Origin of the sequence: Janthinobacterium sp. RA13, from assembly GCF_000745325.1 — a bacterium.
GTDB classification, from domain to species: Bacteria; Pseudomonadota; Gammaproteobacteria; order Burkholderiales; family Burkholderiaceae_D; genus Janthinobacterium; species Janthinobacterium rivuli.
This window is the reverse complement of sequence record NZ_JQNP01000001.1, coordinates 540589-565261: the sequence shown is the minus strand read 5'-3', so window position 1 is coordinate 565261 and position 24673 is coordinate 540589. Positions and strand designations below refer to the sequence as shown.

22 protein-coding genes are annotated in these 24673 nt (G+C 62.8%); 10 read left to right on the top strand and 12 right to left on the bottom strand.

The genetic code is table 11. From position 1 onward, the window contains the following. The first annotated feature begins 54 nt into the window (after positions 1–54). The 3 genes from trpS to FG13_RS02520 all read left to right on the top strand — a co-directional run bounded on the left by trpS (position 55) and on the right by FG13_RS02520 (position 4130). Positions 55–1131 (top strand): tryptophan--tRNA ligase, encoded by a 1077-nt coding sequence (gene trpS, locus FG13_RS02530; RefSeq protein WP_200880242.1) that lies wholly within the window; start codon positions 55–57, stop codon positions 1129–1131. A gap of 119 nt (positions 1132–1250) precedes the next feature. Beyond that, positions 1251–2840, top strand: a complete 1590-nt coding sequence (locus FG13_RS02525) for a pyridoxal-dependent decarboxylase (protein WP_035818105.1) — start codon at positions 1251–1253, stop codon at positions 2838–2840. Between the two features lie 36 nt (positions 2841–2876). Then, a complete protein-coding gene (locus tag FG13_RS02520) occupies positions 2877–4130 on the top strand; it encodes a voltage-gated chloride channel family protein (protein WP_035818103.1) in 1254 nt (417 codons plus the stop codon). 29 nt (positions 4131–4159) lie between these two features. Here FG13_RS02520 and FG13_RS02515 read toward each other — a convergent pair whose 3' ends face one another. Then, on the bottom strand, positions 4160–5086 hold the full coding sequence (locus FG13_RS02515; RefSeq protein WP_235211645.1) for an ADP-ribosylglycohydrolase family protein: 927 nt from the start codon (positions 5084–5086) through the stop codon (positions 4160–4162). 16 nt (positions 5087–5102) lie between these two features. Beyond that, positions 5103–5660, bottom strand: coding sequence for a helix-turn-helix domain-containing protein (locus FG13_RS02510; protein ID WP_081922388.1), 558 nt, complete (start codon positions 5658–5660; stop codon positions 5103–5105). A 51-nt stretch (positions 5661–5711) separates the two neighbouring features. Between FG13_RS02510 and FG13_RS02505 the strand changes: the two genes are divergently transcribed. After that, entirely contained in the window at positions 5712–6623 is a 912-nt protein-coding gene (locus FG13_RS02505; RefSeq protein WP_035818100.1) for a DMT family transporter, read from the top strand. On the opposite strand, the gene FG13_RS02500 is transcribed toward FG13_RS02505, so the two are convergent. The 6 genes from FG13_RS02500 to FG13_RS02475 all read right to left on the bottom strand — a co-directional run bounded on the left by FG13_RS02500 (position 6620) and on the right by FG13_RS02475 (position 13863). After that, positions 6620–7567 (bottom strand): cupin-like domain-containing protein, encoded by a 948-nt coding sequence (locus FG13_RS02500; RefSeq protein ID WP_035818097.1) that lies wholly within the window; start codon positions 7565–7567, stop codon positions 6620–6622. The two genes, FG13_RS02505 and FG13_RS02500, sit on opposite strands and share 4 nt — an antisense overlap. Positions 7568–7619: 52 nt before the next feature. Next, positions 7620–8612: a chemotaxis protein CheB gene (locus FG13_RS02495; RefSeq protein ID WP_035818094.1), complete on the bottom strand. Its 993-nt coding sequence runs from the start codon at positions 8610–8612 to the stop codon at positions 7620–7622. 245 nt (positions 8613–8857) lie between these two features. Next, positions 8858–9601, bottom strand: coding sequence for a DNA-binding protein (locus tag FG13_RS02490; protein ID WP_035818092.1), 744 nt, complete (start codon positions 9599–9601; stop codon positions 8858–8860). A 142-nt stretch (positions 9602–9743) separates the two neighbouring features. Then, positions 9744–10370, bottom strand: a complete 627-nt coding sequence (locus tag FG13_RS02485; RefSeq protein ID WP_035818089.1) for an LON peptidase substrate-binding domain-containing protein — start codon at positions 10368–10370, stop codon at positions 9744–9746. A gap of 54 nt (positions 10371–10424) precedes the next feature. Continuing rightward, positions 10425–11663: a DEAD/DEAH box helicase gene (locus FG13_RS02480; RefSeq protein ID WP_034752386.1), complete on the bottom strand. Its 1239-nt coding sequence runs from the start codon at positions 11661–11663 to the stop codon at positions 10425–10427. A gap of 118 nt (positions 11664–11781) precedes the next feature. Next, entirely contained in the window at positions 11782–13863 is a 2082-nt protein-coding gene (locus FG13_RS02475; RefSeq protein WP_235211644.1) for a TonB-dependent receptor plug domain-containing protein, read from the bottom strand. A gap of 392 nt (positions 13864–14255) precedes the next feature. Between FG13_RS02475 and asd the strand changes: the two genes are divergently transcribed. Beyond that, entirely contained in the window at positions 14256–15104 is an 849-nt protein-coding gene (gene asd / locus FG13_RS02470) for an archaetidylserine decarboxylase (RefSeq protein WP_035818086.1), read from the top strand. Between the two features lie 17 nt (positions 15105–15121). Here asd and FG13_RS02465 read toward each other — a convergent pair whose 3' ends face one another. Next, positions 15122–16027, bottom strand: a complete 906-nt coding sequence (locus FG13_RS02465; RefSeq protein WP_035818083.1) for a LysR family transcriptional regulator — start codon at positions 16025–16027, stop codon at positions 15122–15124. A 114-nt stretch (positions 16028–16141) separates the two neighbouring features. Between FG13_RS02465 and FG13_RS02460 the strand changes: the two genes are divergently transcribed. The 3 genes from FG13_RS02460 (at position 16142) to FG13_RS02450 (ending at position 18758) form a co-directional block, all read left to right on the top strand. After that, positions 16142–16741, top strand: a complete 600-nt coding sequence (locus FG13_RS02460; RefSeq protein ID WP_035818080.1) for an FMN-dependent NADH-azoreductase — start codon at positions 16142–16144, stop codon at positions 16739–16741. Between the two features lie 67 nt (positions 16742–16808). Further along, a complete protein-coding gene (locus FG13_RS02455) occupies positions 16809–17684 on the top strand; it encodes a pirin family protein (protein ID WP_035818077.1) in 876 nt (291 codons plus the stop codon). A gap of 117 nt (positions 17685–17801) precedes the next feature. Further along, the gene (locus tag FG13_RS02450) at positions 17802–18758 is read left to right on the top strand and encodes a cation diffusion facilitator family transporter (protein WP_035818074.1); all 957 of its coding nucleotides are present in this window, start codon (positions 17802–17804) and stop codon (positions 18756–18758) included. 75 nt (positions 18759–18833) lie between these two features. Here FG13_RS02450 and FG13_RS02445 read toward each other — a convergent pair whose 3' ends face one another. From FG13_RS02445 to FG13_RS02435, 3 genes are read right to left on the bottom strand one after another with little or no spacing between them, the layout of a single operon-like run. Further along, positions 18834–21086 carry a RelA/SpoT family protein gene (locus FG13_RS02445; RefSeq protein WP_035818071.1) on the bottom strand — a complete coding sequence of 751 codons (2253 nt, stop codon included), beginning with the start codon at positions 21084–21086 and terminating at the stop codon, positions 18834–18836. 39 nt (positions 21087–21125) lie between these two features. Further along, positions 21126–21476, bottom strand: coding sequence for a RidA family protein (locus FG13_RS02440; protein ID WP_034784210.1), 351 nt, complete (start codon positions 21474–21476; stop codon positions 21126–21128). 56 nt (positions 21477–21532) lie between these two features. Continuing rightward, positions 21533–22414, bottom strand: a complete 882-nt coding sequence (locus FG13_RS02435) for an alpha/beta fold hydrolase (protein WP_035818069.1) — start codon at positions 22412–22414, stop codon at positions 21533–21535. Positions 22415–22640: 226 nt separating this feature from the next. On the opposite strand from FG13_RS02435, the gene FG13_RS02430 reads away from it, so the two are divergent. Together FG13_RS02430 and FG13_RS02425 are read left to right on the top strand one after the other, a co-directional pair. Beyond that, on the top strand, positions 22641–23978 hold the full coding sequence (locus tag FG13_RS02430; protein WP_217916743.1) for a dicarboxylate/amino acid:cation symporter: 1338 nt from the start codon (positions 22641–22643) through the stop codon (positions 23976–23978). Between the two features lie 235 nt (positions 23979–24213). Then, the gene (locus FG13_RS02425) at positions 24214–24624 is read left to right on the top strand and encodes a DoxX family protein (RefSeq protein ID WP_035826923.1); all 411 of its coding nucleotides are present in this window, start codon (positions 24214–24216) and stop codon (positions 24622–24624) included. Positions 24625–24673 lie beyond the last annotated feature (49 nt).

The window sequence follows — 24673 nt, the reverse complement described above, 5'->3', positions numbered from 1 at the left end:
GTAACAGGCTCAGCCTGGATCATCCCCGATGCAGGCGGCTCAAAAGGAAACTTGATGAGCTTGCCTAATACCCCCGATACCCAAGACCAGAACGACGCACCGGCAGCGCCGCTGTCCCCTGCCGCCATCGCTTCGCAATCCGTGATCCTGACGGGCGACCGCCCGACCGGTCCCTTGCACCTGGGTCACTACGTGGGCAGCCTGCGCGACAGAGTCCGCTACCAGAACAGCTACAAGCAATTCATCATGCTGGCCGACGCGCAGGCGCTGACGGACAATATGGACGACATCGACAAGGTGCACCGCAATGTCGTCGAAGTGGCGCTCGATTACCTGGCCGTCGGCATCGACCCGGCGAAAACTACGGTCTTCATCCAGTCGCAGATCCCGGAACTGGCCGAGCTGACCTTTTACTACCTGAACATCGTCACCGTGGCGCGCCTCGAGCGCAACCCTACCGTCAAGGAAGAAATCCGCCTGCGCGGCTTCGAGCGCGACATTCCAGCCGGCTTCCTGACCTACCCTGCCAGCCAGGCGGCCGACATCACGGCCTTCAAGGCGGGCGTGGTGCCCGTGGGCGAAGACCAGATCCCGATGATCGAGCAAACGAATGAAATCGTGCGCCGCTTCAACCGCATGTACAACCGCGAAGTGCTGATGGAATGCAAGGCGCTGGTGCCGGACATCGGCCGCCTGCCCGGCATCGACGGCAAGGCGAAGATGAGCAAGTCGCTGGGCAACACCATCAACCTGGGCGCGACCTCGGCCGAAATCACGGCCGCCGTGAAAAAAGTCTATACCGACCCGCTGCACCTGCGCGTGGAAGACCCTGGCCACCTGGAAGGCAACATCGCGTTTACCTACCTGGACGCGTTCGACCCGGAAAAAGCGGCGCTGGCCGAAATGAAAGCCCATTACGTGCGTGGCGGCCTGGGCGACAGCATCGTCAAGAAGCGCCTGGACGTGGTCTTGCAGGAAATGCTGGCGCCGATCCGCGCCCGCCGCGAAGAGTTCGCCAAGGACAAAGGGCAAGTCATCCAGATGCTCAAGGAAGGCACCTTCAAGGCGCGCGAAGTGGCGGCCCGCACGGCCGATGAAGTCAAGTCGGCGCTGGGTCTCAACTACTTCTGATCAATAGCAGTAATAGCAAACTGATGCGCTCAGGCGGAGTCGGGTAAAATCCCGCTTTCGCCTGGGCGCAATTCGTTTGTCACCGTGGCACCAGCAATCCGTAGAGAAGACAACGCGCCATGACCGATACCCCTATCGAACAGCTGCTGCAGCAGCATTTTTCCATCGATGCGCTGCAACGCTCGCCCGCGCCCCTGCAACAGGCGCTGGGCATGCTGGGCGGCTGGCTGGCCGCCGAGCGCGACACGGCCTATCCGCACACGCCGTATGCGGAACTGCTGACGCAATTGTCCGACACCAGCCTGCCCGCGCGCGGCATGCCCGTGGCGCAATTCCTGCAAGAACTCGACACCACCGTGCTGGCCAATACGGCCCAGCTGAACCACCCGCAATACATCGGCCACATGACGCAGGCCTTGCCGTGGATCAGCGTGCTGGCCGAAGCGTTTACGGCCACCCTGAACCAGAACCAGGTCAAGATCGAGACGGCATATGTGTCGACCCTGATCGAAAAGCAGATCCTCGGCTGGCTGCACCGCCAGGTGTACCAGCAATCGGACGCCGTCTACGCGCAGGCCATGGCCGCCACCAGCGGCGCGCTGGGCAATGTCGTCAATGGCGGCACCATGGGCAACCTGACGGCCCTGGCCGTGGCGCTGGAACAGCAGTTGCCCGGCACCCGCAAGCGCGGTTTGTTTGCCGCCATGCAGGAATCCGGTTACGCAGGGCTGGCCGTGATCGGTTCGGCCCGCAGCCATTACTCCGTGAAAAAGGCGCTGGCGACCCTGGGGCTCGGTGAAAACGCCTTGCAGCTGGTGGCCGTCGACCGCGACAACCGCATCGACGTCGCCGCGCTGGAAGACACAATTGCCGACTTGAAATTGCGCAATATCAAGGTCGTCGCCATGATCGGCATCGCCGGCACGACGGAAACGGGCGCCATCGACCCGCTTGCCGCCATGGCGGCGATTGCGGCGCGCGAATCCATCTGGTTCCACGTGGATGCGGCCTGGGGCGGCGCCCTCTTGATCGCGGAACAGTACCGCGCGCTGTACGACGGCATTGCCCTGGCCGACTCCGTCGTCATCGACGGGCATAAATTGCTGTGGGTGCCGATGGCGCAAAGCATGGTGTTGTTCAAGGACAGCGCCAGCCTGAACTTGCTCAAACACAACGCCAACTACATCTTGCGCGACAACTCGGGCGACCTGGGCCAGACCTCGCTGGAAGGTTCGCGCCGCTTCGACGCCTTGAAACTGTGGACCTCGTTCAAGGTGCTCGGCGTGTCCGGCTACACGACCTTGCTGCAGCAGGCGGCCACCCTGTCCGGCCAGTTGCAGGATTTATTGGCCGACCAGCAGGATTTCGAACTGGTCACGCGCTCGGACACCTTCATTCTCACCTACCGCTACGTGCCCGCGCACTTGCGCCAGCGCATGGAAAGCTTGCTGGCCAGCGGCGACGTGGAGGCGGCGACCGAACTGAACAAGCAACTCAACACCTTGAACGCCAAGCTGCAGAACCGGCAAAAGGCGCAAGGCCACAGCTTCGTGTCGCGCACGGTACTCGAATCGACGCGCTACCCCGGCCCGACCAATGTGCTGCGCGTGGTCATGACCAACGTCAAGACGCGCCCCCACCACTTGCGCGCCATTTTGGCCGAACAGCGGGCCATCGGCCAGGCGCTGGTGGCGGAACTGGGCTGGTAAGGAATCCCCCACCCATCAGCCTTGACTGGATGCACAATGCACCGCCTGACCGCCCTCACCGATCTGTTAAAGCATCTGTTGAAATGGCTGCTGCTGGCCTTGGTCGTGGCCGGGCTGGCGGGATCGGCCTCGGCCTTCTTCCTGTTCGCCCTGGACTGGGCCACGCGCACGCGGATGGCGCACGCTTGGCTGATCTGGCTGCTGCCCGTGGCGGGCTTTGCCGTCGGCTGGCTGTATCTGCGCTATGGCCGCAGTGTCGAAGGCGGCGCGAACCTGCTCATCGATGAAATCCACGACCCGAAAAAAATCATCCCCTTGCGCATGGCACCGCTGGTGCTGGGCGGCACCGTCATCTCGCATCTGTTCGGCGCCTCCGTCGGACGCGAGGGCACGGCCGTGCAGATGGGCGGCGCGCTGGCCGACCAGCTCACGCGCCTGTTCCGCCTGAACAACGAAGACCGCCGCATCATCCTGATGGCCGGTATCAGCGCCGGCTTTGCCTCCGTCTTCGGCACGCCGCTGGCGGGCGCCATCTTCGGCCTGGAGGTGCTGGCCATCGGCCGCCTGCGCTACGAAGCCATGCTGCCCTGCCTGGCTGCCGCCGTCATCGCCGACCAGGTGGGCTTGCTGTGGGGGCAGTTATTCAACATTCACCATACGCATTACGCCGTACCCTTGATCCCCGCCCTCTCCGCCTGGACCTTGTGCGCGATGGTGATCGCTGGCGTGCTGTTCGGCGTGACGGGGAAACTGTTTGTGCAAGCCACGCATGGCTTGAGCGGCCTGATGAAACGCTGGATCGCCTACGCCCCGCTGCGTCCGCTGGCCGGCGGCCTCGTTGTCGCGCTTGCCGTATGGCTGCTGGGCACGGACAAGTATATCGGACTGGGCATTCCCACCATCGTCGATGCGCTCAAGGAACCGCTGCCCGCCTGGGATTTCCTTGGCAAGATGGCGTTTACCATCGTTTCGCTGGGCACGGGCTTCAAGGGCGGCGAAGTGACGCCATTGTTCTTTATCGGGGCGACCCTGGGCAATGCGCTGGGCCCGCTGCTGCACCAGCCCGCCACCCTGCTGACCGCCATCGGTTTTGTGGCCGTGTTTGCGGGCGCGGCCAACACGCCGATCGCCTCGACCCTGATGGCGATGGAACTGTTCGGCGCCGAAATCGGCGTGTACGCGGCCATCGCCTGCGTCGTGGCCTATCTGTTTTCCGGCCACGCGGGGATATACCGGGCGCAGCGGCGTGGCCACGCCAAGCGCACAGAGCACAAGGATCGCGGCATATGACACAGCATATTTACGACAACGACGGCTTCTTAGCCCCGCGCCCGCTCGAACAAATTGTCCGCCAGCTCTTCGATATCTCCGCGCATGGCCAGCATTTCCAGCCAGCGCGCAGGAATTGCCTGGGCGCCATAATAGGCGCCGGCAAGCTGGCCGACGATGGCGCCGGTTGTATCGGCATCCTCGCCCAGGTTGACGGCGCGCAATACGGCCTCTTCCAGTGAATCCGTATTGAAGAAGCACCAGAGCGCCGCTTCCAGCGATTCCACGCAATAGCCGGTGCCGCGTATCTGCTGCTCCGTTTTGCCAATGAAACTGCCGCTTGCCAGCTCCCTCAGCTTCGGTTCGGCAGGCCGGTACGCGATGCTGCCCATCAACGCTTCCTTCGCCGTGCCCGCCAGCGCGCCGCACAGCAAGGCGGCAAACAGCTGGCAGCTTTCCACCGCTTCCGCCGCCGCGTGGGTGGTGCGGGAACTGTCGGCGGCGCAGGCCACGGCTGCCGCCACATCCGGATAGGCAAACAGCACGACCGGGACCAGGCGCATGAGCGAGCCATTGCCCGCCGTGTCAGGCGCGGTGGAACCACTCCAGGGGTCGCCCGTTTCCTGGAAACTGGCCAGCGCGTCCCTTACCGTTCCGCCGATATCGAAGCAGGTGCCGGTGGAACTCAGGTAACCCCATTGCCACCAGTTCAAATACCGCACCATCTGGTCCGCCGGATCGAACGCCCCTTTCAATACCAGACTCTCGGCCAGGCACAGCGCCATCGAGGTATCGTCCGTCCACTGTCCCGGCTGCAAGCCGAATGGGCCGCCGCCCGTCATGTCCGTCACGGGCGCAAAACTGCCGCGCGGGGAAAACTCCACGGTCGTGCCGACGGCATCGCCACAGGCAAGTCCCAGCATGGCGCCCAGATATCGGTCATGCAAAGTCGGCTGGTATAAAGTTGACGTCATCATGATTCTCCCTTGGTTCCTAGCTGGCCACATTGCGCGTAAAGCGCAAGGTGGATGCGGCCGCATTCACGTAGGCATACGCCTGCGCGCTGCTGAAGACGAAAAAATCGCCCGTGGCCAGCTGTCTGGTTTCCGCCGCCAGCACGAGCTGCAACTCGCCTTCGAGCACGTAGAGCATTTCGCTGAAGCCGGCCGGGTCGGCTTGCGCATCGTAGCGCTCGCCTGGTGCCAGGGTCCACGACCACAGTTCCACCTGGCGGCTGGCAGGCGCCGCGCCCAGCAGCACGGCCTGGCTGGCCTGCGATGCACTTTGCCACATCAGCACGCGCAGGCTGTCGTGCGGCTGCCGCGGTGGCTGGACCAGGTCGACAAAGGCCACGTTCAAGGCGGCCGCCACATGGTCGAGATTGGCCAGGCTGATGTTGGTGCTGCCCGCCTCCACGCCATTGACCATGCGCCGGCTCAGACCCGACAGGCGCGCCAGCTCTTCCTGGCTAAGGCCGGCGGCAAGGCGCAAGCGCCGCAAATTGGTGGCCAGGTGTGCCAGCACGCCACCGGCCTCGGCTTGACTGCGCAATATATTGCTCCTATTATGATGGGAAATATTTTGCTCATAGCATAGCCTCCCATGAAAACACACGCAAGTCCCCCTCCCGCCATTGGTCTGCCCGAACTGGCCCTGATCGCCATCACCTTCATCTGGGGCGGCACGTTTCTCATCGTGCAACATGCCGTGACGGTCAGCGGCCCCTTGGCCTTCGTGGCCGCCCGCTTTGCCGTGGCCGCGGGCATCGGCGCTCTGATTTGCCGGGGCCAGTTGCGCCAGTTGACGAAGGCGGAGTTATTCACCGGCATGGCCATCGGCGTGAGCATCTTTGGCGGCTACGCGCTGCAAACCTATGGCTTGATGCATATCACGAGCAGCAAATCGGCCTTCATCACAGCCTTCTACGTGCCCATCGTGCCGCTGGTGCAATGGCTGGTCTTCAAGCAGCGGCCCCACCCGGCAGTGTGGGCGGCCGTCGTGCTGGCGTTCGTCGGCTTGCTGCTGCTCACGGGCACGGATGGCTTGAGCATGGGTTTCGGCAAGGGCGAGCTGATCACGGCCGTGGGCGCCATCGCCATTGCCCTGGAAATCATCCTCATCAGCCGCGTCTCGCCGCAGCTGAACATCCTGCGCGTGACCATCGTGCAACTGGCCACGGCATCCTTGATCGCCCTGCTGCTGATGCCCGTCATGGGCGAAGCGCCACCCGTCCTCGGCAAGACTTTCATCCTCAGCGTGCTGGCACTGGGCTGCGCCAGCGCGCTGATCCAATATGTGATGAACTGGGCGCAAAAGCGCATTTCCGCCACCAAGGCCACCTTGATCTATGCGGGCGAACCTGTGTGGGCGGGCGTGATCGGCCGCATTGCCGGCGAGCGCCTGCCGGCCCTGGCCATCGTCGGCGCGATATTGATCATCGCTGCGGGCATCCTCAGCGAGTGGCGGCCCCGGCGTTTGCGCGCCGATGGCAAGGCCATCGTGTCATCAGATTAAGCCTCGGTACGCCGCAACTCCGCCCCGCCATGCAAGGCCAGCGGCACGGCCCTGGCCCAGCGGTTCGACGACAGCGAAAACGTCAGCGCGCGCACCTGGTGGTACCAGCCGGCGGGCACATACAGCATGTCCCCCGGCTCGACGAGGCACTCGATCATGGTGGCCTGGCGCGCCAGGGGAAAGCGCTGGAAATCGGGCGCTTCCGGATCGAAGGGCGAACCGAACAGGATGGCATTCGCCTCGCTCGGATAGAGAAAGGCGTCGTGGTGCGGCGGCGATAAAAAGATGCGCTTGCGGCCCCACACTTGCGCGAAGATATTGTCGTCGTAGTCGCAATGCAAGGGCGTCACCGTGCCTGCCGGCCCGACCCAGAAGCGCGGCGGGCCCATCTTGTCGAAATACGTGGGCCAGTGGCACAAACGGTTCAGTTCGCGCAATTCCAGGTTGCCCAGGTAAGGCGGCAGCACATGCGCGCCCCCTTCCACCAGGTCCAGGTATTGCCCCATCGACATATCCTGCATGGCGCGGTCGGCAGCAAAGGCCGTGTTGATGTAGTCGCCCACCCGCGCCCGCACGGGCACATGGCTGAACTGCTCGCGCAAGACTTCGGGCGCCAGCTGGGACAAAGGCCAGCGCCGCACCAGCCCGCGCATCAGGAAAGGCAAGCCCAGCGCGGCGCGTGCGCGGAAGGCGGCGGCGTCCAGCATGCCCAGGCATGGCACGGCGGTGATAGCCGGCAAGTCACGCGCCGCCAGCTTGATGGCCTCGCGCATGGCGTCGATGGAGGTCACTCCGCGCACCTGTGCATCCTTGTCTTCGCGCGCCTGCTTGCGCGCCAGGGCCGCTTCGGGCGAACTGAATTCGGCTGGGGGCCGGGGCGGCAATGCGCGTGGCAATATGGGGGCTGCCGCAAGCGGAAGCGGCTGTTTTTTTTCTGCAGACATAAACCTTCTTTGCGATCAGGCGTCGCGCGCCATGGCGCGACCGTGCGCTATTTTAAGCCAGCAGAGCCCGTTTCAGCACATCGGCCTGCTCGCCCGCCTGGCGCGCCTTGGCCGCATACTCGCTGGCCGTGCCTGGATGCTGCCAGACCTGGGCCTTGGCGGCCAGGTTCAGATACAGTTTTTCTTTTTCCTGCAGCGCCCTGACGGCGGCCCAGATGGCGTCTTCCGCCTTGTCATGCTGCAACTCACCGAGCATCTTCGCCGTGAAACTGTGGCCCGTATGGCAGCGAAAACGCTGCGGCTGCTGGCCATGCAGCTCCCACAGGGTGCCCTGGCATTCAGGACAGGTGAAAGTCGATGGCGTGGCAATTTTTTCCAGTTGGTCCATATTCCCCACTCCCCGGGCAAAACGGTTTTCCACGGCAATCCATTGGGGTACGGGCGGCAAGGACGGCGCGGCGCTGGCCGGCGCCGAGTTGCCGCTGGCCAGCGCCAGCAGGGCCGGCCCGATCTCGGCGGCCGGCAGACGCCAGTCCACTTCGGCATAGTCGATCGCGCTTTGCGGCATCGACGGCGCCACCGCGTCCTGCGGCTCCTGCACCAGCGCCCTGCCGCCGCAAGCCTTGATGGCCTGCAAGCCTGCCGTGCCATCGTCGAGGTAGCCGCTGAGTATCACGCCCACCACCTTCGGGCCGAAAGCGGCGGCCGCACTGCGAAACAGGGGGTCGATGGCGGGACGCGTATGGTTTTCCTTCGGTCCCCGGGTCAGCTCGACCGTCGCCTGGCCGGCCAGGTTGGCAACAAGCATGTGCCGGTCCGGCGGCGCCAGCAGGATGCGCCCTGCGCGCACGGGTTCGCGTTCTTCGGCAAAGCGCACGGGCAAGGCGGAGGTTTTGCCTAGGATCTCGTGCAACACGCTGTTGCGCGCGCCTACGTGCATGACGGCCAGGATTGCCGCGGGAAAATTCGCCGGCAAGGCGGCGAAGATGGTGGACAGTGCGCTCACGCCGCCCACCGAGGCCCCCATGACGATCAGCGTTTCCATGCCGGCCCTTTCGCGCCTGGATCACTGAACTATTTTGCCGCGCCTCGCAACAAGATTCTGTGCGCCGGCTAACACTGTAAGCAGCGTTAGCTTAGAACAGAGACGTAACGACACCTGACGAAACCGTAGCGAGCGGAAGGGAGAGGTGGCCGAGAAGCGCAACCGTACTGAAGTGCGGGGGCGCCGAGCCGGTGAGCATCGCAGGCCGCAAAGCGCGACGCGCAGCAGGTTTGGTCAGGGTGTCTTCAGACAGGTGTTTTGAAGATCGGATCCACGATGAACTGCTGCGCCTTGATACGCAAGGTGCGCTCTTCATCCAGTTCGGCGCGCGTTTCGCCCAGCTCTTCACGCTCCGCTTCCAGTTCCAGACGCGCGGCAGCCAGTTCCGTTTCCACGCGCGTCAGGCTTTCCAGCTTCAGCTGGGCCTGGATCAGTTCCGCGCGCGCCGCTTCGGCGGCCTCTTCCAGGCGGGGGATGCCTTCGAGCTTGAATTGCGCCTTGGCCAGGTCCATGCGGGCCTGCTCGGCCGCCTCTTCCAGGCGCGGCAAGCCTTCCAGGCGCAACTGCGCCTTGGCCAGGTCCGTGCGGGCCTGGTTCGCCACTTGCCGCTCGCGTTCAAGTTCCTCGCGCAAGGTTTCCAGCTCACCGGCCTGCAGGTCGAGCAACTCTTGCTGGCGCTCGTTCTCGCTGGCCAGGTCCATCAATTCCTGTTGATTGTCGTTCATCTCGGCTTCATGCGCGCTGTGGCTGGCGCTTAATTCCTGTCCTACATAATCGAGGATGGCTTGCTGCAGCACGGGCGACAGTTCGGCGGCGGCAGCGATCTGGCGCTGCGCACCGGCCTTGCGGCGCAGCAAGAGCTTGCTGATGGTGCCCAGGCAGGCGCCGTTGCCCAGCCGTTCGCGCAGGGCGCGCACCGTGATGGCCTGGCCTTCGCCCGCCATCGCTTCCATTGCCGCATTGATCTGTTCCGCGCTTACTTTTGCCATGTCGTCTGCTCTTGAATGTTGCCCAGGGCAATCTTGCCCAGGGGCATTATCTTATGCCAGCGGCGGCAAAGCGTAAAGTATTTCTCAATAGAAATTGCAATTGCACAACGGAAGCATGAGAAAACATGCGGCCTCAGGCAATTTATTCCTCTAACAAGCCGTTTTCCGTGAGCATATCCTGCACCAGTTCCAGGCGCAGCACGGGATTGTCCTGGCTCAGCAACAATTGTTTTTGCATGGCGCTCAGGGACAACAGCTCGCACCAGCGGTTCGCCACCCAGCCGCACTCGTCGAGCCGGTATGGCGGCTGCAAGGGCATTTGCTCGGGCGGGATCTTTTGCTCCTGCAATGTGCGGATCAGGGCGCCGAGCGCGTCGGCCACGTTCTGCTGCTCTTGCGGGATGGGGATGGTTTTATCGGGCGCCAAGGTCTCGACCTGCGCCATCCACAAGCCGTGCTTCAGCTGTTCGCTGGAAACGATGTGAAAGCGCTGCATGCCCATGCATTTGATTTGCAGCAAGCCCGACAGGGGCGCGGCCCAGTCGACGACGCGCGCCAGGGTGCCCACGGGCGCCAGAGCTTCTTGCTGGCCCTGCTGGCCCGGCTTGCGCACTTCCCCGCCGTCCAGCAGTTGCACCACGCCAAACGGCTGCTCGCCCATGATGCACTGACGTATCATGTCCAGATAGCGTACCTCGAAGATCTGCAGAGGCAGATAGCCATCGGGATACAGCACCGTATTGAGCGGGAACAAAGGTATCGAGGTCATAAGCGCATGATGGCACGAATGCGATATCCGTGCAGCGCGCCTTGCGTCCCCTTTTTACTTATAAAAACGGCGCTTCTTGGCCCGCTCGGCCGCCTTCGGCGCCAGCACTTTCACGGCCTTTTTCTGGATCGTGCCGCCTGCGGACGTGCCCGGCACGCGGTGCTCGGCCTCGAAGCCGGGTTCCTCGTTGCGTTTCAGGGTTTGCCGGGTCAGCGCTTCCACGGCCGACAGCAATTCCACCTCGTCGGCGCAAACGAGCGAGATCGCTTCGCCTGAAGCACCCGCGCGGCCCGTGCGGCCGATGCGGTGGATATAATCTTCCGCCACGGTGGGCAAGTCGAAATTGACGACGACAGGCAATTGGTCGATATCGAGGCCACGGGCGGCCACGTCGGTCGCCACCAGCACCTGCACTTCGGCCGATTTGAAGCGGGCCAGCGCGCGCAAACGGTTCGGCTGGGTCTTGTCGCCGTGGATGGAATCGGCGCGCACGCCCTGCTCCAGCAAGGTGTTCACCAATAGCTCGACACCCTTGCGCGTCTTGACGAAGACCAGTACCTGGCCCCAGCGCTTTTTCTTCAGCAAGTGCAAAAAGAGTTCCGGCTTGCGCTTCTTGTCGCACACGATGACCGATTGCTTCACGGCCTTGACCGTGCTGTTGCGCGCGCTGACCTCCACCGAAACGGGATCCTTCAGCATGGTTTTCGCCATGGCGCGAATCGCATCCGAGAAGGTGGCCGAGAACAGCAGGGTCTGGCGCTGCTTGGGCATGGTCATCAGCAATATATCAAGCTCGCGCTCGAAGCCCAGGTCCAGCATGCGGTCGGCCTCGTCCAGCACCAGGGTTTGCACTTGCTCGAACTTGACGGCGCCCTGCGTCTGCAAGTCCAGCAAGCGGCCTGGCGTGGCCACCAGCACGTCGAGGCCCTTGCGCAGTTTGCTGATCTGCGGCTCGATGGGCACGCCGCCGTACGCGACAAAACTGCGCAGCGGCAAGTTGCCGCCATAGCTGCGGAAGCTGGCGTAGACTTGCTCGGCCAGTTCGCGCGTGGGCACGAGCACCAGCACGCGCACGCACTGGGGCGCCACCACGCCTTCCAGGGTCAGGCGCTGCAGCAGCGGCACGGCGAAACCGGCCGTCTTGCCCGTGCCCGTCTGGGCGGCGGCCATCAGGTCGCGCCCGGCCAGCACGGCGGGAATCGCTTGCGCCTGCACGGGCGTGGGCTTGGCATAGCCGAGCTCGTCAAGTTTGCGGACCAGGGGATCGATCAGGCCGAGGGAGGAAAACGTCATGGGGAAAGCAATCTTGGCAAAGTAAAAGGTGGCGCGCACGGACGGGCCGTGCGCGCGATTGCCGAGATTATAGGCCAGCGGGGATGCCGGCCGGGGTTTCACCGTTAAAACAAACGCGTCAAAACTTCATTTCCAGGGTCGCGCGCGCCTGCGGTGAACTTGGTGAAATGCTGTTGCGCACGATGGTGCCGCTGGCGTCCGCATACGCTGTGGTGCTTTCGAAGTCTTGCGCCAGCAAATTCGACACGGCCAGGCGCAGCTGGTTCTTCGCATCGAATTTCCACAGCGCATAAATATCGAGGTCGCGCCGCGGCGACGTATAGGCGCTCTGGCGTTCGGTGATGCGCACGGGGCCGCCATTGCGGAAGTTGAAGCTGCCGCCCGTCGTCAGCACACCGTCCGGCGTCTTGTAGTCGAGGCCGAAGTTGCCGCTGACGGGGGTTTGCTGGTCGAGCCGGTTGTTCGGTCCCGGCACCTGCTCCACCTGCGACCAGTTGCGGCTGACGCTGGCGCGCAAGTCGATGGCGGGCACGGGCGCGGCCATCACGGCACGCAGCGGGAACTTCGCTTCCAGTTCCAGTGTCTGAGTATTCGCGCGGCCATCATTGACGGGCGTGGACACCCAGCGATCATTGATGAACAGCAAGCCTTGGCGCGTATAGCCATCGATACGGCGGGCCGAGGCGCGCGCGCTGAGCAAAGCGCCTTCGGCCCAGTAGTGCTCGTACGAGGCGTCGATGCCCAGCGCCAGCTCCGGTTTCAGGTAAGGATTGCCTTCGCGGTCGGGGTCCGTCTGGCTATTGTTGGTCGAGGTATTACGGCGAGGAATCAGGCTTGCCGTGGGTTGCGCCTTGTAAGTGCGCGTCAGGGCCAGGCGTACCTGGTCGCCCTTGGTATCAGGCAACTTCCACAGGGTTTGCAACAGCGGGCTCCACACGCTGGTGCGCTGGCTCACTTCATCATAGGTATTGCCCGCGCTGCGCGTGTCGATGCCTTCCCAGCGCACGCCCGCATACATGGACCAGCGCGGCGTGATTTCCCAGTCGTCCTGCACAAACAGGGCCAGACGCTTGATGGTGGCATCGAAACCTTCGTCGCTGTCGACGGGCGGGCGCGCACCCGAGGTGCCCAGCACCGCTTCGCGCTGGTGGCGCGTTTCCTCGCGCTCCGTGTAGGCGCCGTCCCAGCCCATCGACAGGGCGTGGCCGGGCAGCAAGGGTGTGGAGTACTTGCCGGTCGAACTGACGCCGTTTTCCGTCGCCTTCACGCCCACTTTGCGGTCGAGCGCCATGCCGCTGCCATCGATAAAGCCCTGCTGCAGGCTGTCGGACGTATTGCGGGCGGCCGAGGCGCCGATTTTCAATTCCAGCCGGGCGCCGCCGGCCAGCTTGTGCATCCACGTCAGGTCGCTGCGGCCGAAGGCATTGTGGTTGCTGGAGCTGCCCGTATTGGTGTCGTAATCGGGGCGCAAGCCCTGCTGCGTTTCCGCGCGGCTGAAATTGCGGTGGTTCGAGCGCCCGCCATTGAAAAAGAATTGCGCCGTCACGTTATCGCCGTTGGCCAGCACCCAGTTCAGGCGTGGCGACAGATTGATGCCTTCCGGGCGGCCATCGCCCGTGCCGTTTGTGCGGCGCAGCAGGTTTTGCCGGCCGTCGGGCGCGTAGCCCAGTTCCAGCCCGGGATTGTCGTAATGGTAGTCGTAGCGGAACAGCGAGCCGGCCAACGAATACGAAAAATTGCCGTCGCGGTCGGACAGTTGCACGTTCACGCTGGGCGAAAAGCTCACGTCGCTGCCCTGCACGCCCAGCTTGAGCTCGCGCTGCGCCGTCTTCACGGCTTTCTTGAGCACCACATTGATGGTGCCGGCAATCGACTGCGTGCTGTATTCGGCGCTGGCCGCATGCAAAATCTCGATGCGTTCGATCACGTCCGGCGACAGGGTGTCGAGCGAAAAACCGGCCGGCGCCCGCTCGCCATTGAGCAATATCTGCGTGTAGCCGCTGCCCAGGCCGCGCATGCGGATTTCGCCGCCCGAGCGCCCGGCCGCGCCGGAAACCGTGATGCCGGGCAAGCGTTTGAGCACGTCGGTGACATTCGTGTCGCCATACTTGAGGATTTCCTCGCTGCCAACGACCATCTTGCTGGCCGTATCGTCGCGGCGCGGATCATAGCCGCTGCCCTTGACTTCGACGGTTTGCATCGCGGGCGCGGCGGGCTTTTCAGCCTTCAGCGGCGCAGAGGCAGCGGCAGCGGCAGCGTCGGCTGGCGCTTCGGATTGCTGGGCCTGGGCATTCCAGGCAAGTAAAACGGCTGAACAAAGGACGGTAAGGCGAAGGCAACGGCGTGGCATCATGACCTGGCTAAAAAAGTTGGCTGAATAAAAATGGCTAAAAGCTAAAAAACAGGCCGCTGTATTGTGCTGTAATTTTTTCCAAGTGACACAGTTTCCTGAAAATATTTCCTATGGCAAATTAAATTCGGCGACGGGCTGCGATACGCACCCTTGCATACGGCGCATAGTATTGCGCGCCACATCGCCGCTATAATGCGTTTTCACCATTGTTCCCATCACCCCGTCAAAGGCTTCCCATCGTGTCTGACCGTCTTGCCGTCCTGCCTCAATATCTGCTTCCCAAAGGAGCGTTGACCAACTTTGCCGGCCGTGTCGCCGGCGCCAAGGGCGGCGCCATGACGACGCGTTTGATCCGCTGGTTCGTCGGCCACTACAACGTCAACATGGATGAGGCGCTGGATCCGGACATCACGCACTACGCGAGCTTTAACGACTTTTTCACGCGCGCGCTGCGCCCCGATGCCCGTCCGCTGGCCGAAGCCGACTACGTCTGCCCCGTCGATGGCCGCATCAGCCAGTTCGGCACGATCGACAAGGACCAGATCTTCCAGGCCAAGGGCCACAACTTCAGCACGACGGCCCTGGTCGGCGGCGATGCGGCACTGGCGGCCCAGTTCGAGCACGGCAGCTTCGCCAATCTGTACCTGAGCCCGCGCGACTACCACCGCATCCACATGCCCTGCGACGGCCGCCTGACGCGCATGATTTATGTCCCTGGTGAATTGTTCTCCGTCAACCCGACGACGGCGCGCGGCATTCCCGGCCTGTTCGCCCGCAACGAGCGCGTCGTCTGCGTGTTCGACACGGCCAACGGCCCCTTCGTCATGACCCTGGTGGGCGCCACCATCGTCGGCAGCATGGCCACCGTCTGGCACGGCGTCGTCAACCCGCCCCGCACGGGACAGGTGCGCGACTGGAGCTATGCGAACGACAACGTGGTGCTGAAACAGGGCGAAGAGCTGGGACGCTTCCTGCTCGGCTCCACCGTCGTCATGCTGTTCCCGAAAGACACCGTGACGTTCAATGCCAACTGGCAACCGGCCGGCCCCGTGCAGCTGGGCGAAGTCATGGGCAACCTGCCCAAGTAAAGCCTCCGGACGCGCGCCTAGACGGGCGCGTCCGTGCGGTACATTTCTTCCATCAAGTCCAGGAACGCGCGCGTCTTGGCCGGCATCAAGCGCCGGCCGGGAAACACGGCCCAGCCCGTGACCAGCGGAAAACTCCACTCGGGCAGCACGCGCACCAATTCCCCCGTCGCCACATAGGCCTTGGCAAAGCGGTCCGTGCTGGCCGCGATGCCCACGCCCGTGCACGCCATGCGCACCAGCAATTCCGGCGAATTGGCCAGCAGGCGCACGGGCAGATCGCGCTCCCACGTCGTCTTGCCGCGGATCAAAGTCCAGTGCACGAGGCCATGCACGGCCCGTGGCAAGCTGAGCAAATCATGGCCGTACAGATCGTCGGGATGTTCGGGCAAGCCGTGCACGCTCGTGTATTGCGGCGAGGCATACAACGCCAGGGTGCTGAAGGCCACACGGCGCGCGGACAGGCTGGCGTCGTCGGGCAAGTTGCCCATGCGGATGGCCAGGTCGAAATTTTCTTCCAGCAAATCCACCCTGCGCGCCGACAAGTCCAGCTCCAGCGAAATGGCCGGGTAGCGGCGCACGAACTCGGCCAGCACCTGGCGCATCAGGGTGTCGCCAAAGTCGGCCGGCATGGAAATGCGCAGCAAGCCGCTGGGACCGGCCTGGCGGTGCTGCGCCAGCGCTCCGGCCGCCTCCGTTTCCTCGACCACCTTGCGCGCATGCTCGAGCAGGCTGGCGCCAAACTCCGTCAGCGCCAGCTTGCGCGTGGTGCGCAGCAGCAGCCGTTCGCCCAGTTTCGCTTCCAGCAGCGAGATGCGGCGCGACAGGGTCGATTTGGGCAAGTCCACACGCACGGCGGCGCGACTGAAACTGCCGCATTCGACGACCCTGGCAAACAGCAATAAATCTCCGGGATCGATATCCATACTTTTGATTGTTCCATGAGTGGATTAATGTTATCCATTTTAACGGCTTCCGCATCAATTTTGGAATTGCTATAGTTCATCCATCGCAAGACACCTCACAACGGAGAAAACAAGATGAACATCCTGCAAATCAATTCCAGCGCCCGCAGCACCGGTTCCGCCTCGACCCGCCTGGCTGACGCCATCGTCAGCCGCGTAGAAGCGGCCAACCCGGGCGCCGCCCTCGTCCGCCGTGACCTGGCTGCCGCACCGCACCCCGTGCTCGACGAGCCGACCCTGCAAGCGCTGTTCACGCCAGCCGACAAGCGCACGCCGGAGCAAGCGGCCCGCATCGCCCTGGACGACGCGTTGATTGCGCAAGTGCAAGCGGCTGACGTGATCGTCATCGGCGCGCCGATGTACAACTTCGGCATCACCGTGCAACTGAAAAGCTGGTTCGACGCGATTGCCCGCGCCAACGTCACCTTCAAGTACACGGAAAACGGCCCTGTTGGCCTCTTGAGCGGCAAGAAAGTCTACGTGGGCCTGTCCCGCGGCGGCTTGCACCGCGACAGCGCCAATGATAGCCAGGTGCCTTACCTGAACACCATGTTCGGCTTCCTGGGCCTGACCGACGTGCAGTACGTGTATTCGGAAGGCATGGGCATGGGCCCGGAAGCCGTGGCCAAGGCACAAGCCCAGGCGGACGCCGAGATCAACGCGATCTTGGTGTAAGTCAAAGATTGATGGGCATCAAACTGGGGCGGCGCACCAGCGCCGTTCCTCCCAACTGGAGAACACAATGAGCGATACCACCACTGTCACGAAAGCACGCGCCGTCGAGCGCGTGATCGCCGGCCAGGCCGTCATGGATGGCGCCGGCGTGAAGATCAACCGCGTGCTGACGCAGCAGCTGCAGCGCCGTCTCGACCCGTTTTTGATGCTCGACAATTTCGCCAGCGACAAGCCGAACGACTATATCGCCGGCTTCCCCGAGCATCCGCACCGCGGCTTTGAAACGGTGTCGTACATGATCACGGGGCGTATGCGCCACAAGGACAGCGCGGGCAACGAAGGCTTGCTGACGTCGGGCGGTGTGCAATGGATGACGGCCGGCAGCGGCGTGATCCATTCGGAAATGCCGGAGCAGGAAGAAGGCGTGATGGAAGGTTTTCAGCTGTGGCTGAACCTGCCCGCGCGCGACAAGATGCGCACGCCGTGGTACCGCGATTTCACCAGCAGCGACATCCCCCGCTACACGACGGACGCGGGCGTGGCCGTGCAAGTGATCGCCGGCGAGAGCCATGGCGTGACGGGCGCCGTGCAGCGCGAGCTGACGGAACCGCTGTATCTCGATATCGACTTGCCGGCCGGCAGCAGCTTCGAGCAGCCGCTGCCCCCAGGCCATAACGCTTTCATCTACACGTTTCGTGGCGAAGTGCAGGTCGACGGCAAGGCCGTGCCCGCCCTGCGCATGGCGATCTTTGCCAACACGCCGGGCAGCGATGGCGTGCGCATCGAGGCGCCCGAAGGCGGACGCGTGATCCTTGTCGCCGGCCAGCCCTTGAACGAGCCGATCGCGCAATATGGCCCGTTCGTCATGAATACCCAGGCGGAAGTATTCCAGGCCGTACAGGATTTCCGCGAAGGCAAGTTTGGCGAGACGGCGGCGCAGTAAAATTATTTGCTCCAGGTAAAACCTGCAGTGCCTCACGGCCTGCAGGTTTTTTTATGCGCCGACTATTTTGTTGCTTTTCAATTACACTGACGGCAACCTCATTTCACAAAGCATTCCATGCATCCCACGCACGACAACAGCGAACACGACGCCACCCATTTGCACGCCCACCTGAAGGGCGACGCCAAGCATACCCACTCGTTCGAGGGACGCAGCCAGAGCATCCTCGCGTGGGCGCTGGGGCTGACCCTGTCATTCGCCGGCATCGAAGTCATCGCCGGTTTCATGTCCAATTCGCTGGCCCTGATTTCCGACGCTGGCCACATGGTCACGGACGCGGCCGCGCTGGGCCTGGCCCTGCTGGCGCAGCTGATCGCGCGCCGCCCGCCTTCCCCGCGCCACTCGTTCGGCTTTGGCCGCGCCGAAGCGCTGGCCGCCTTCGTCAACGGCTTGGCCATGCTGTGCGTGGTGGGCTGGATCTGCTATGAAGCCGTGCAGCGCTTTTCCGCGCCGCAAACCGTGCAAGGCGGCATGGTCTTCATCGTCGCCTTCATCGGCCTGGCCATCAACCTGGTGGTGGCGTGGGTATTATCGAAAGACAAGCAAAGCGTGAACACGCGCGCTGCCCTCGTGCACGTGATGGGTGATTTGCTCGGCTCGGTCGCCGCCATCGTCGCCGGCGCCGTGATTTACTTCACGGGCTGGATGCAGATCGACCCGCTGCTGTCCGTGCTGGTGTCCCTGCTGATCCTGAAATCCACGTTCGGGGTATTGAAAGAGTCGTACCACTTCCTGATGGAAGGCGTGCCCATGCACATTGACTACATCCAGGTGGGCGCGGACGTGGAGCAGGTGGACGGCGTGATTTCCGTGCACGACCTGCACGTATGGGACATGTCGCCAGGCCAGCCAGCCCTGATCGGCCACGTGGAAATCGAACACCTCGACCATTGGCCGAAGGTCTTGCGGGCGATCAAGAAGATGTTATTGAGTAAGCATGGCATCGACCATATTACCTTGCAGCCGGAGACGGCGGCGATGGCGGGGTTGCATCAGGGCGACAAGACGCACTAATTAAACCCAACGGCAAAGACCGGGGTCGTACCCTCAGGGTACGACCCCAGCTTCTGCACTTGGGGTTCAACAAAACTAACTACGCCGAGCCTCAAGAACACCACTGACGTCTTTAATTACATTCAGCGCCTTCAACAACTGCGCCGTCGAGCTGATCTCGGCCGTAAAGGTCATGCGGGCCTGGCCCTTGGCGCTTTGGGTGTTGACGCCGATCACGTTGATTTTTTCGCGCGAAAAGATTTCGGAGATGTCACGCAGCAAGCCCTGGCGGTCGCCTGCCAGAATGAAAATGTCGACCGGATACACGGTGTCGTGCCCGCCCGTGCTGCCCCACTCCGTGAAGATCACACGCTCGGGCGACTTGGCGCGCATTTCCTCGAAGTTCTTGCACGTGGCGCGGTGTATCGACACACCCTTGCCGCGCGTGACAAAACCGACGATGCTGTCCGGCGGCGCCGGCTTGCAGCACTTGGCCAGCACGGTCATCAAGCCTTCGGTGCCCACCACCAGCACGCCGGACTTGGCGCCCTGCTCCACGCTGGAAGCGCGGCTTTTGCCGACCAGCACGGCGTCTTCCGGCACCACCACTTCGCCATTGTCGTGCAGCGCCTGCTCCACGTGGCGCAGGCTGAATTCATCCTTGCCGACCGACAGGAACAGCTCGTCGACTTTCGCAAAGCCCAGCTTTTGCGCCAGCGCTTCGAGGTTGACGGCCGTCTTGCCTTCGCGCTGCAAGGATTTTTCCACCAGCGCGCGGCCGTGGGCCAGGGTTTCCTGCATGTCGATGGCGTGGAACCAGGCGCGGATTTTCGAGCGCGTGCGCGTGCTGACGGCGTAGCCGGCGCTGAGCCAGTCGCGCGACGGTCCGGCCGTGCCCGGCGCGCCCTTGGCCGTGATGATTTCGCAGGTCTGGCCGTTTTTTAATTGCGTATTCAGAGGCACCATGATGCCGTCGACCTTGGCGCCGCGGCAGCGGTGGCCCACGTCCGTGTGCAGGTGATACGCAAAGTCGACGGGCGTGGCGCCCACGGGCAACTCCAGCACGCGCGCTTGCGGCGTCATGACGAAGATGCGGTCGTCCAAGGTGGCTGATTTGAGTTTTTCCACCCATTCGCGCTGGATTTCTTCCTGGCCCACGACGGCGTCGGCCACTTCCGTTTTCCAGGCGAGCAACTGGCGCAGCCAGGCGATCTTTTCGTCGTATTTCTGGCCGGCAAAGTTCGAGCCGCCCTCTTCCTTGTAGCGCCAGTGCGCGGCCACGCCGTATTCGGCAAAGCTGTGCATTTCATTGGTGCGGATTTGCACTTCCAGCGGGCGGCCATCCTCGGCCGTCACCACCGTGTGCAGCGACTGGTAACCGTTGGGTTTCGGCCGCGAAATGTAATCGTCAAATTCTTTCGGGATGGGGGTCCAGATATTGTGGACCACGCCCAGCACCGTGTAGCAGGTTTTCACGTCGGCAACGATGACGCGGAAGGCGCGCACGTCGTACAGGGCCGTAAAGTCCAGTTCCTTGCCGCGCATCTTGTTCCAGATGCTGTAAATGTGTTTCGGGCGGCCAAACACTTCCGCCTGGATACCGGCCGAAGCCAGTTCCGTCTGCAGGCGCAAAATCGCGGAGGAAACAAAACCCTCGCGCATCATGCGCTTTTCTTCCAGCATCTTGGCGATGCGTTTATACGCTTCCGGCTCGATGAAGCGGAACGACAAATCTTCCAGTTCCCACTTCAGCTGCCAGATGCCGAGGCGGTTGGCCAGCGGCGCGTACAAATCCAGCGTTTCCTTGCCGTATTCACGCGTCATTTCGTTAAACAGCTTTAGTTCGGCAAAGTAACGCAAGGTCGTCACGCAGGCGGCCAGGCGCACCAGCACGACACGCATGTCGGAAGCCATCGCCAGCAACATCTTGCGCAGGGTTTCCACCTGGGCCACGGCTTGCTGCGCCGCATTCTTGCCGCGCCCGCCGACGCTGCCGTGCTGCGCCTGGGTCAGCGCGCGCAAGCGGATCAGCTGGCGCACGCCTGTCGCCAGGTCGCACACCTGCTTGCCGAAACGGGGCTCGATGTCGGCCGCCGTGTCCGGTTCCAGCAGGGTCAGCTCGAACATCAGGCCGGCGATGCGCGTTTCCGCATCGCTGCGCAGGAAAGCCAGGGTGGTGGCCACGCCGATGGCGAACTCCAGCGCGGAGCGGCCGGCAAAGGTCTGCTTGTCGCCATACGCTTCGGTGGCATACGCGAGCGCGTCCAGCACGCGCGCGCAGTCCGGCGCACTCAAGCCCTCTACCAGTTGTTCCGAGGTGACGCTATTCGGGGCCGAGATGGAAACCATGTAATACCTTTAAACTTGATGACTGAGCAACTTGATGACTTAGCGTTCTGCAGCGATGATGACGATTTCCACCAGGCAAGCCGGATTGGCCAGTTTCGCTTCCACCGTGGCGCGCGGCGGCGTGTGGCCTGAGGCGACCCAGTCGTCCCACACTTCATTCATGCCGGGGAAATCCTTCATGTCGGCGATGTATATCTGGCACGACAGGATGCAAGTCTTGTCGCTGCCCGCTTCCATCAGCAGACGGTCGACGTGGCCGAGCACTTCGCGCGTCTGGCCGACGATGCCTTGCGTGGTGTCTTCAGCGATCTGGCCCGCCAGGTAGATGGTGTTGTTGTGTATGGCTACTTCGGAGAGGCGTTTGCCTACGTGCAGTCGTGTAATTTCCATGCTTCTTCTTTCGGTTGTTTCAAAATCTGTACAGCGTTACTGATTGTTACTGACTATTACTTGCCCAGCAAAAACTTGCGCGCGATGGCGATCTGGTCGTCGTGGACGAAAGTGGGCGCATGGCCCACGCCGGCGATTTCCACCAGCTCCGCCTTCGGGCCGCGACCGAGCATGATCTGCGCCGTCTCGCGCGACAGCAGGTCCGATTCCGACCCGCGCACCAGCAAGGTGGGGCAGCGCACGGCATCATACGCGGCCCACAGCATGGCTTCGTCGCTGGCCGCCGATTCCGGCGTGGCCGAGCGGAACGGCATGGCCAGTCCCATATCATAGTGGCGGCGCCAGTGGCCATCTTTATCTTGCCGCAACACATCCACCGCCAGTTTATGCCATTCCGCGTCCGTGTGCGGGCCGAAGCTGGCGGACACGTCGCGCACAAACCTGGCACCCTGTTCAAACGTCTCGAAACGCAAGTCCTGGCCGATGTAGTCGCCGATGCGCTGCAAGGCTTCCGGCGCCAGAGTCGGGCCGATATCGTTGAGCACCAGTTTGCTGATCGGGCTGTTGGGCAACGAGGCCAGGCCCAGGCCGATCAAGCCGCCCATCGACGTACCGAACCAGTCCACCGTCTGGCGCTCGCCATTGGCCAGCACGCGCGCCAGCAGGGTCACCATGTCGCTCACATATTGCGGCACGCGGTAAAACTGGGGATTGGCCAGCCAGCCCGAGCGCCCGCGCCCCACCACGTCTGGGCAGATCACGCGGTAATCGCTGGCCATGGCGCGCGCCAGGTTGTCGAAGTCGTCCGCCACCCGCGTCACGCCATGGGCGCAGACGAGCACGTTCGGATTATCGGCCGCGCCCCACTCCTTGTACGACATGGTATGCAAGCCTGCGGGGGAGATGCACTGGACGGATTTGATGCTCGCTTCGATCATGCCAATTCCTTATTCGATGTAAAAAGAGCACCGCTTCCTGCCCGCCAAGAGGTGTCCCGCGCGCGACGCTACGGCAGTGTAGCGCAGCGCGGGCAATGCTCCAAGCGCGCGCCTGAAATGCTGCGCCGCAGCACAGCACTGGCACGGTCGCCATGGCGCAATACCCGATATAGCGAAAATGCATATCTGCGGTTATCCACAATTGAGGCGGCCTGGCAATGGGCGGATGATCGCAGCATCAACCCGCAAGAGGAGACCACTCGTGAAAAAACCATTCTATAAAATCCTGTACGTACAGGTGCTGTTCGCCATCGTGGCCGGCGTGCTGCTGGGGGTGTTCTACCCTTCGAACGCCGTCGACATGAAACCGCTGGGCGACGGCTTTATCAAACTGATCAAGATGATCATCGCCCCGGTGATCTTCTGTACCGTGGTCTCCGGTATCGCCGGCATGCAGGACGTCAAGAAGATCGGCCGAGTGGGCGGCAAGGCGCTGCTGTACTTTGAAGTGGTCTCCACCTTCGCGCTGGCCATCGGCTTGCTGGTCGCCAATATCCTCAAACCGGGCGCCGGCTTCAACGCCGATCCGGCCCACCTGGACGCCAAGTCGATCGCGCAATACACGCACGCCGAAGGCATGTCGACCATCGACTTCGTGATGAACATCATCCCGAAGACTTTCGTTGACGCCTTCGCCAAGGGCGACATCCTGCAAGTGCTGTTGATCGCCATCCTGTTCGGCTTCTCGCTGTCACTGCTGGGCGAGCGCGGCCGTCCGGTCACCAAGCTGATCGACGAGCTGTCGCATGCGATCTTCGGCATGGTCAACATCATCATGAAAGTCGCTCCGATCGGCGCATTCGGCGCGATGGCCTTTACCATCGGCAAATACGGCCTGGCTTCGCTGATCCCGCTGGCCAAACTGATGGGCTCGTTCTACCTGACCTGCTTCCTGTTCGTCTTCGTCGTGCTGGGCCTGATCGCCAAGTACACGGGCTTCTCCATCGGCCGCTTCCTGCTGTACATCAAGGAAGAGCTGCTGATCGTGCTCGGTACCAGCTCATCGGAATCGGCCCTGCCGGCCCTGATGAAAAAACTCGAGCGCCTGGGCTGCTCCAAGCCGGTCGTCGGCCTGGTCGTGCCTACCGGCTACTCGTTCAACCTGGACGGTACCAACATCTACATGACCATGGCGGCCCTGTTCGTGGCGCAAGCAACCAACACGGAACTGACCATCTGGCAGGAACTGACCATCCTGGGCGTGGCGATGCTGACCTCGAAAGGCGCGTCCGGCATCACGGGCGCCGGCTTCATCACCCTGGCCGCGACCCTGGCCGTCGTGCCGACGATCCCCGTGGCCGGCATGGCGCTGATTCTGGGCATCGACCGCTTCATGAGCGAATGCCGCGCGCTGACCAATTTCGTCGGCAACGGCGTGGCCACCATCGTCGTGTCGAAATGGGAAAAGGAGCTGGACATGGACAAGCTGCACAGCGAGCTGGCGAATCCCACCCACCCGACCGACGACGCGTATGTCGCACCGGCCGTGAATATCGTCAAGTAAGCGCCTCAAGCACTTGAAAAGCCCCGCGGAGCGATCCGCGGGGCTTTTTTCATTGCGCGTGGGCTATATCGCATCATCAACCAATAGTAAATCATGCATCAATATTTACCATGATGATCAATGAATAAAAAACCATTACAGTACTGACTTACTGTTCGCTGCCAGGCTCGCGCATAATGACATTGCGTTAATGCAAGCCTGACACCGAACCATCCACCTTTGAATGGAGTACGTCATGTCCCTCTCGCCCGCCTTTTACGCCACCTGGAACCCACGTTTGCTGGGCCTGCTGCGCATCATCCTCGGTTTCCTCTTCCTGCAACACGGCACGGCCAAGCTGTTCGGCGCGCCGCACGTGGCCATGTTCGATGGCTTGCAACTGTTTTCCGTGATGGGTGCGGCCGGCGTCATCGAACTGGTCGGCGGTACCTTGCTGCTGGTGGGCCTGTTCACGCGCCCCGTCGCTTTCATCCTGTCAGGCCAGATGGCGGCCGCCTATTTCATGGCGCATGCGCCAGCAGGTTTCCTGCCGATCCTGAACGGCGGCGAAATGGCCGTGATGTACTGCTTCACCTTCCTGTATTTCGCGGCAGCGGGCGCCGGCGCCTACAGCCTGGACGGGCTGCGCGGCAAGGCGGCCGCATAAAAAAGGGCGGACATCGCTGTCCGCCCTGCTTTCATACGACGATCCGCCG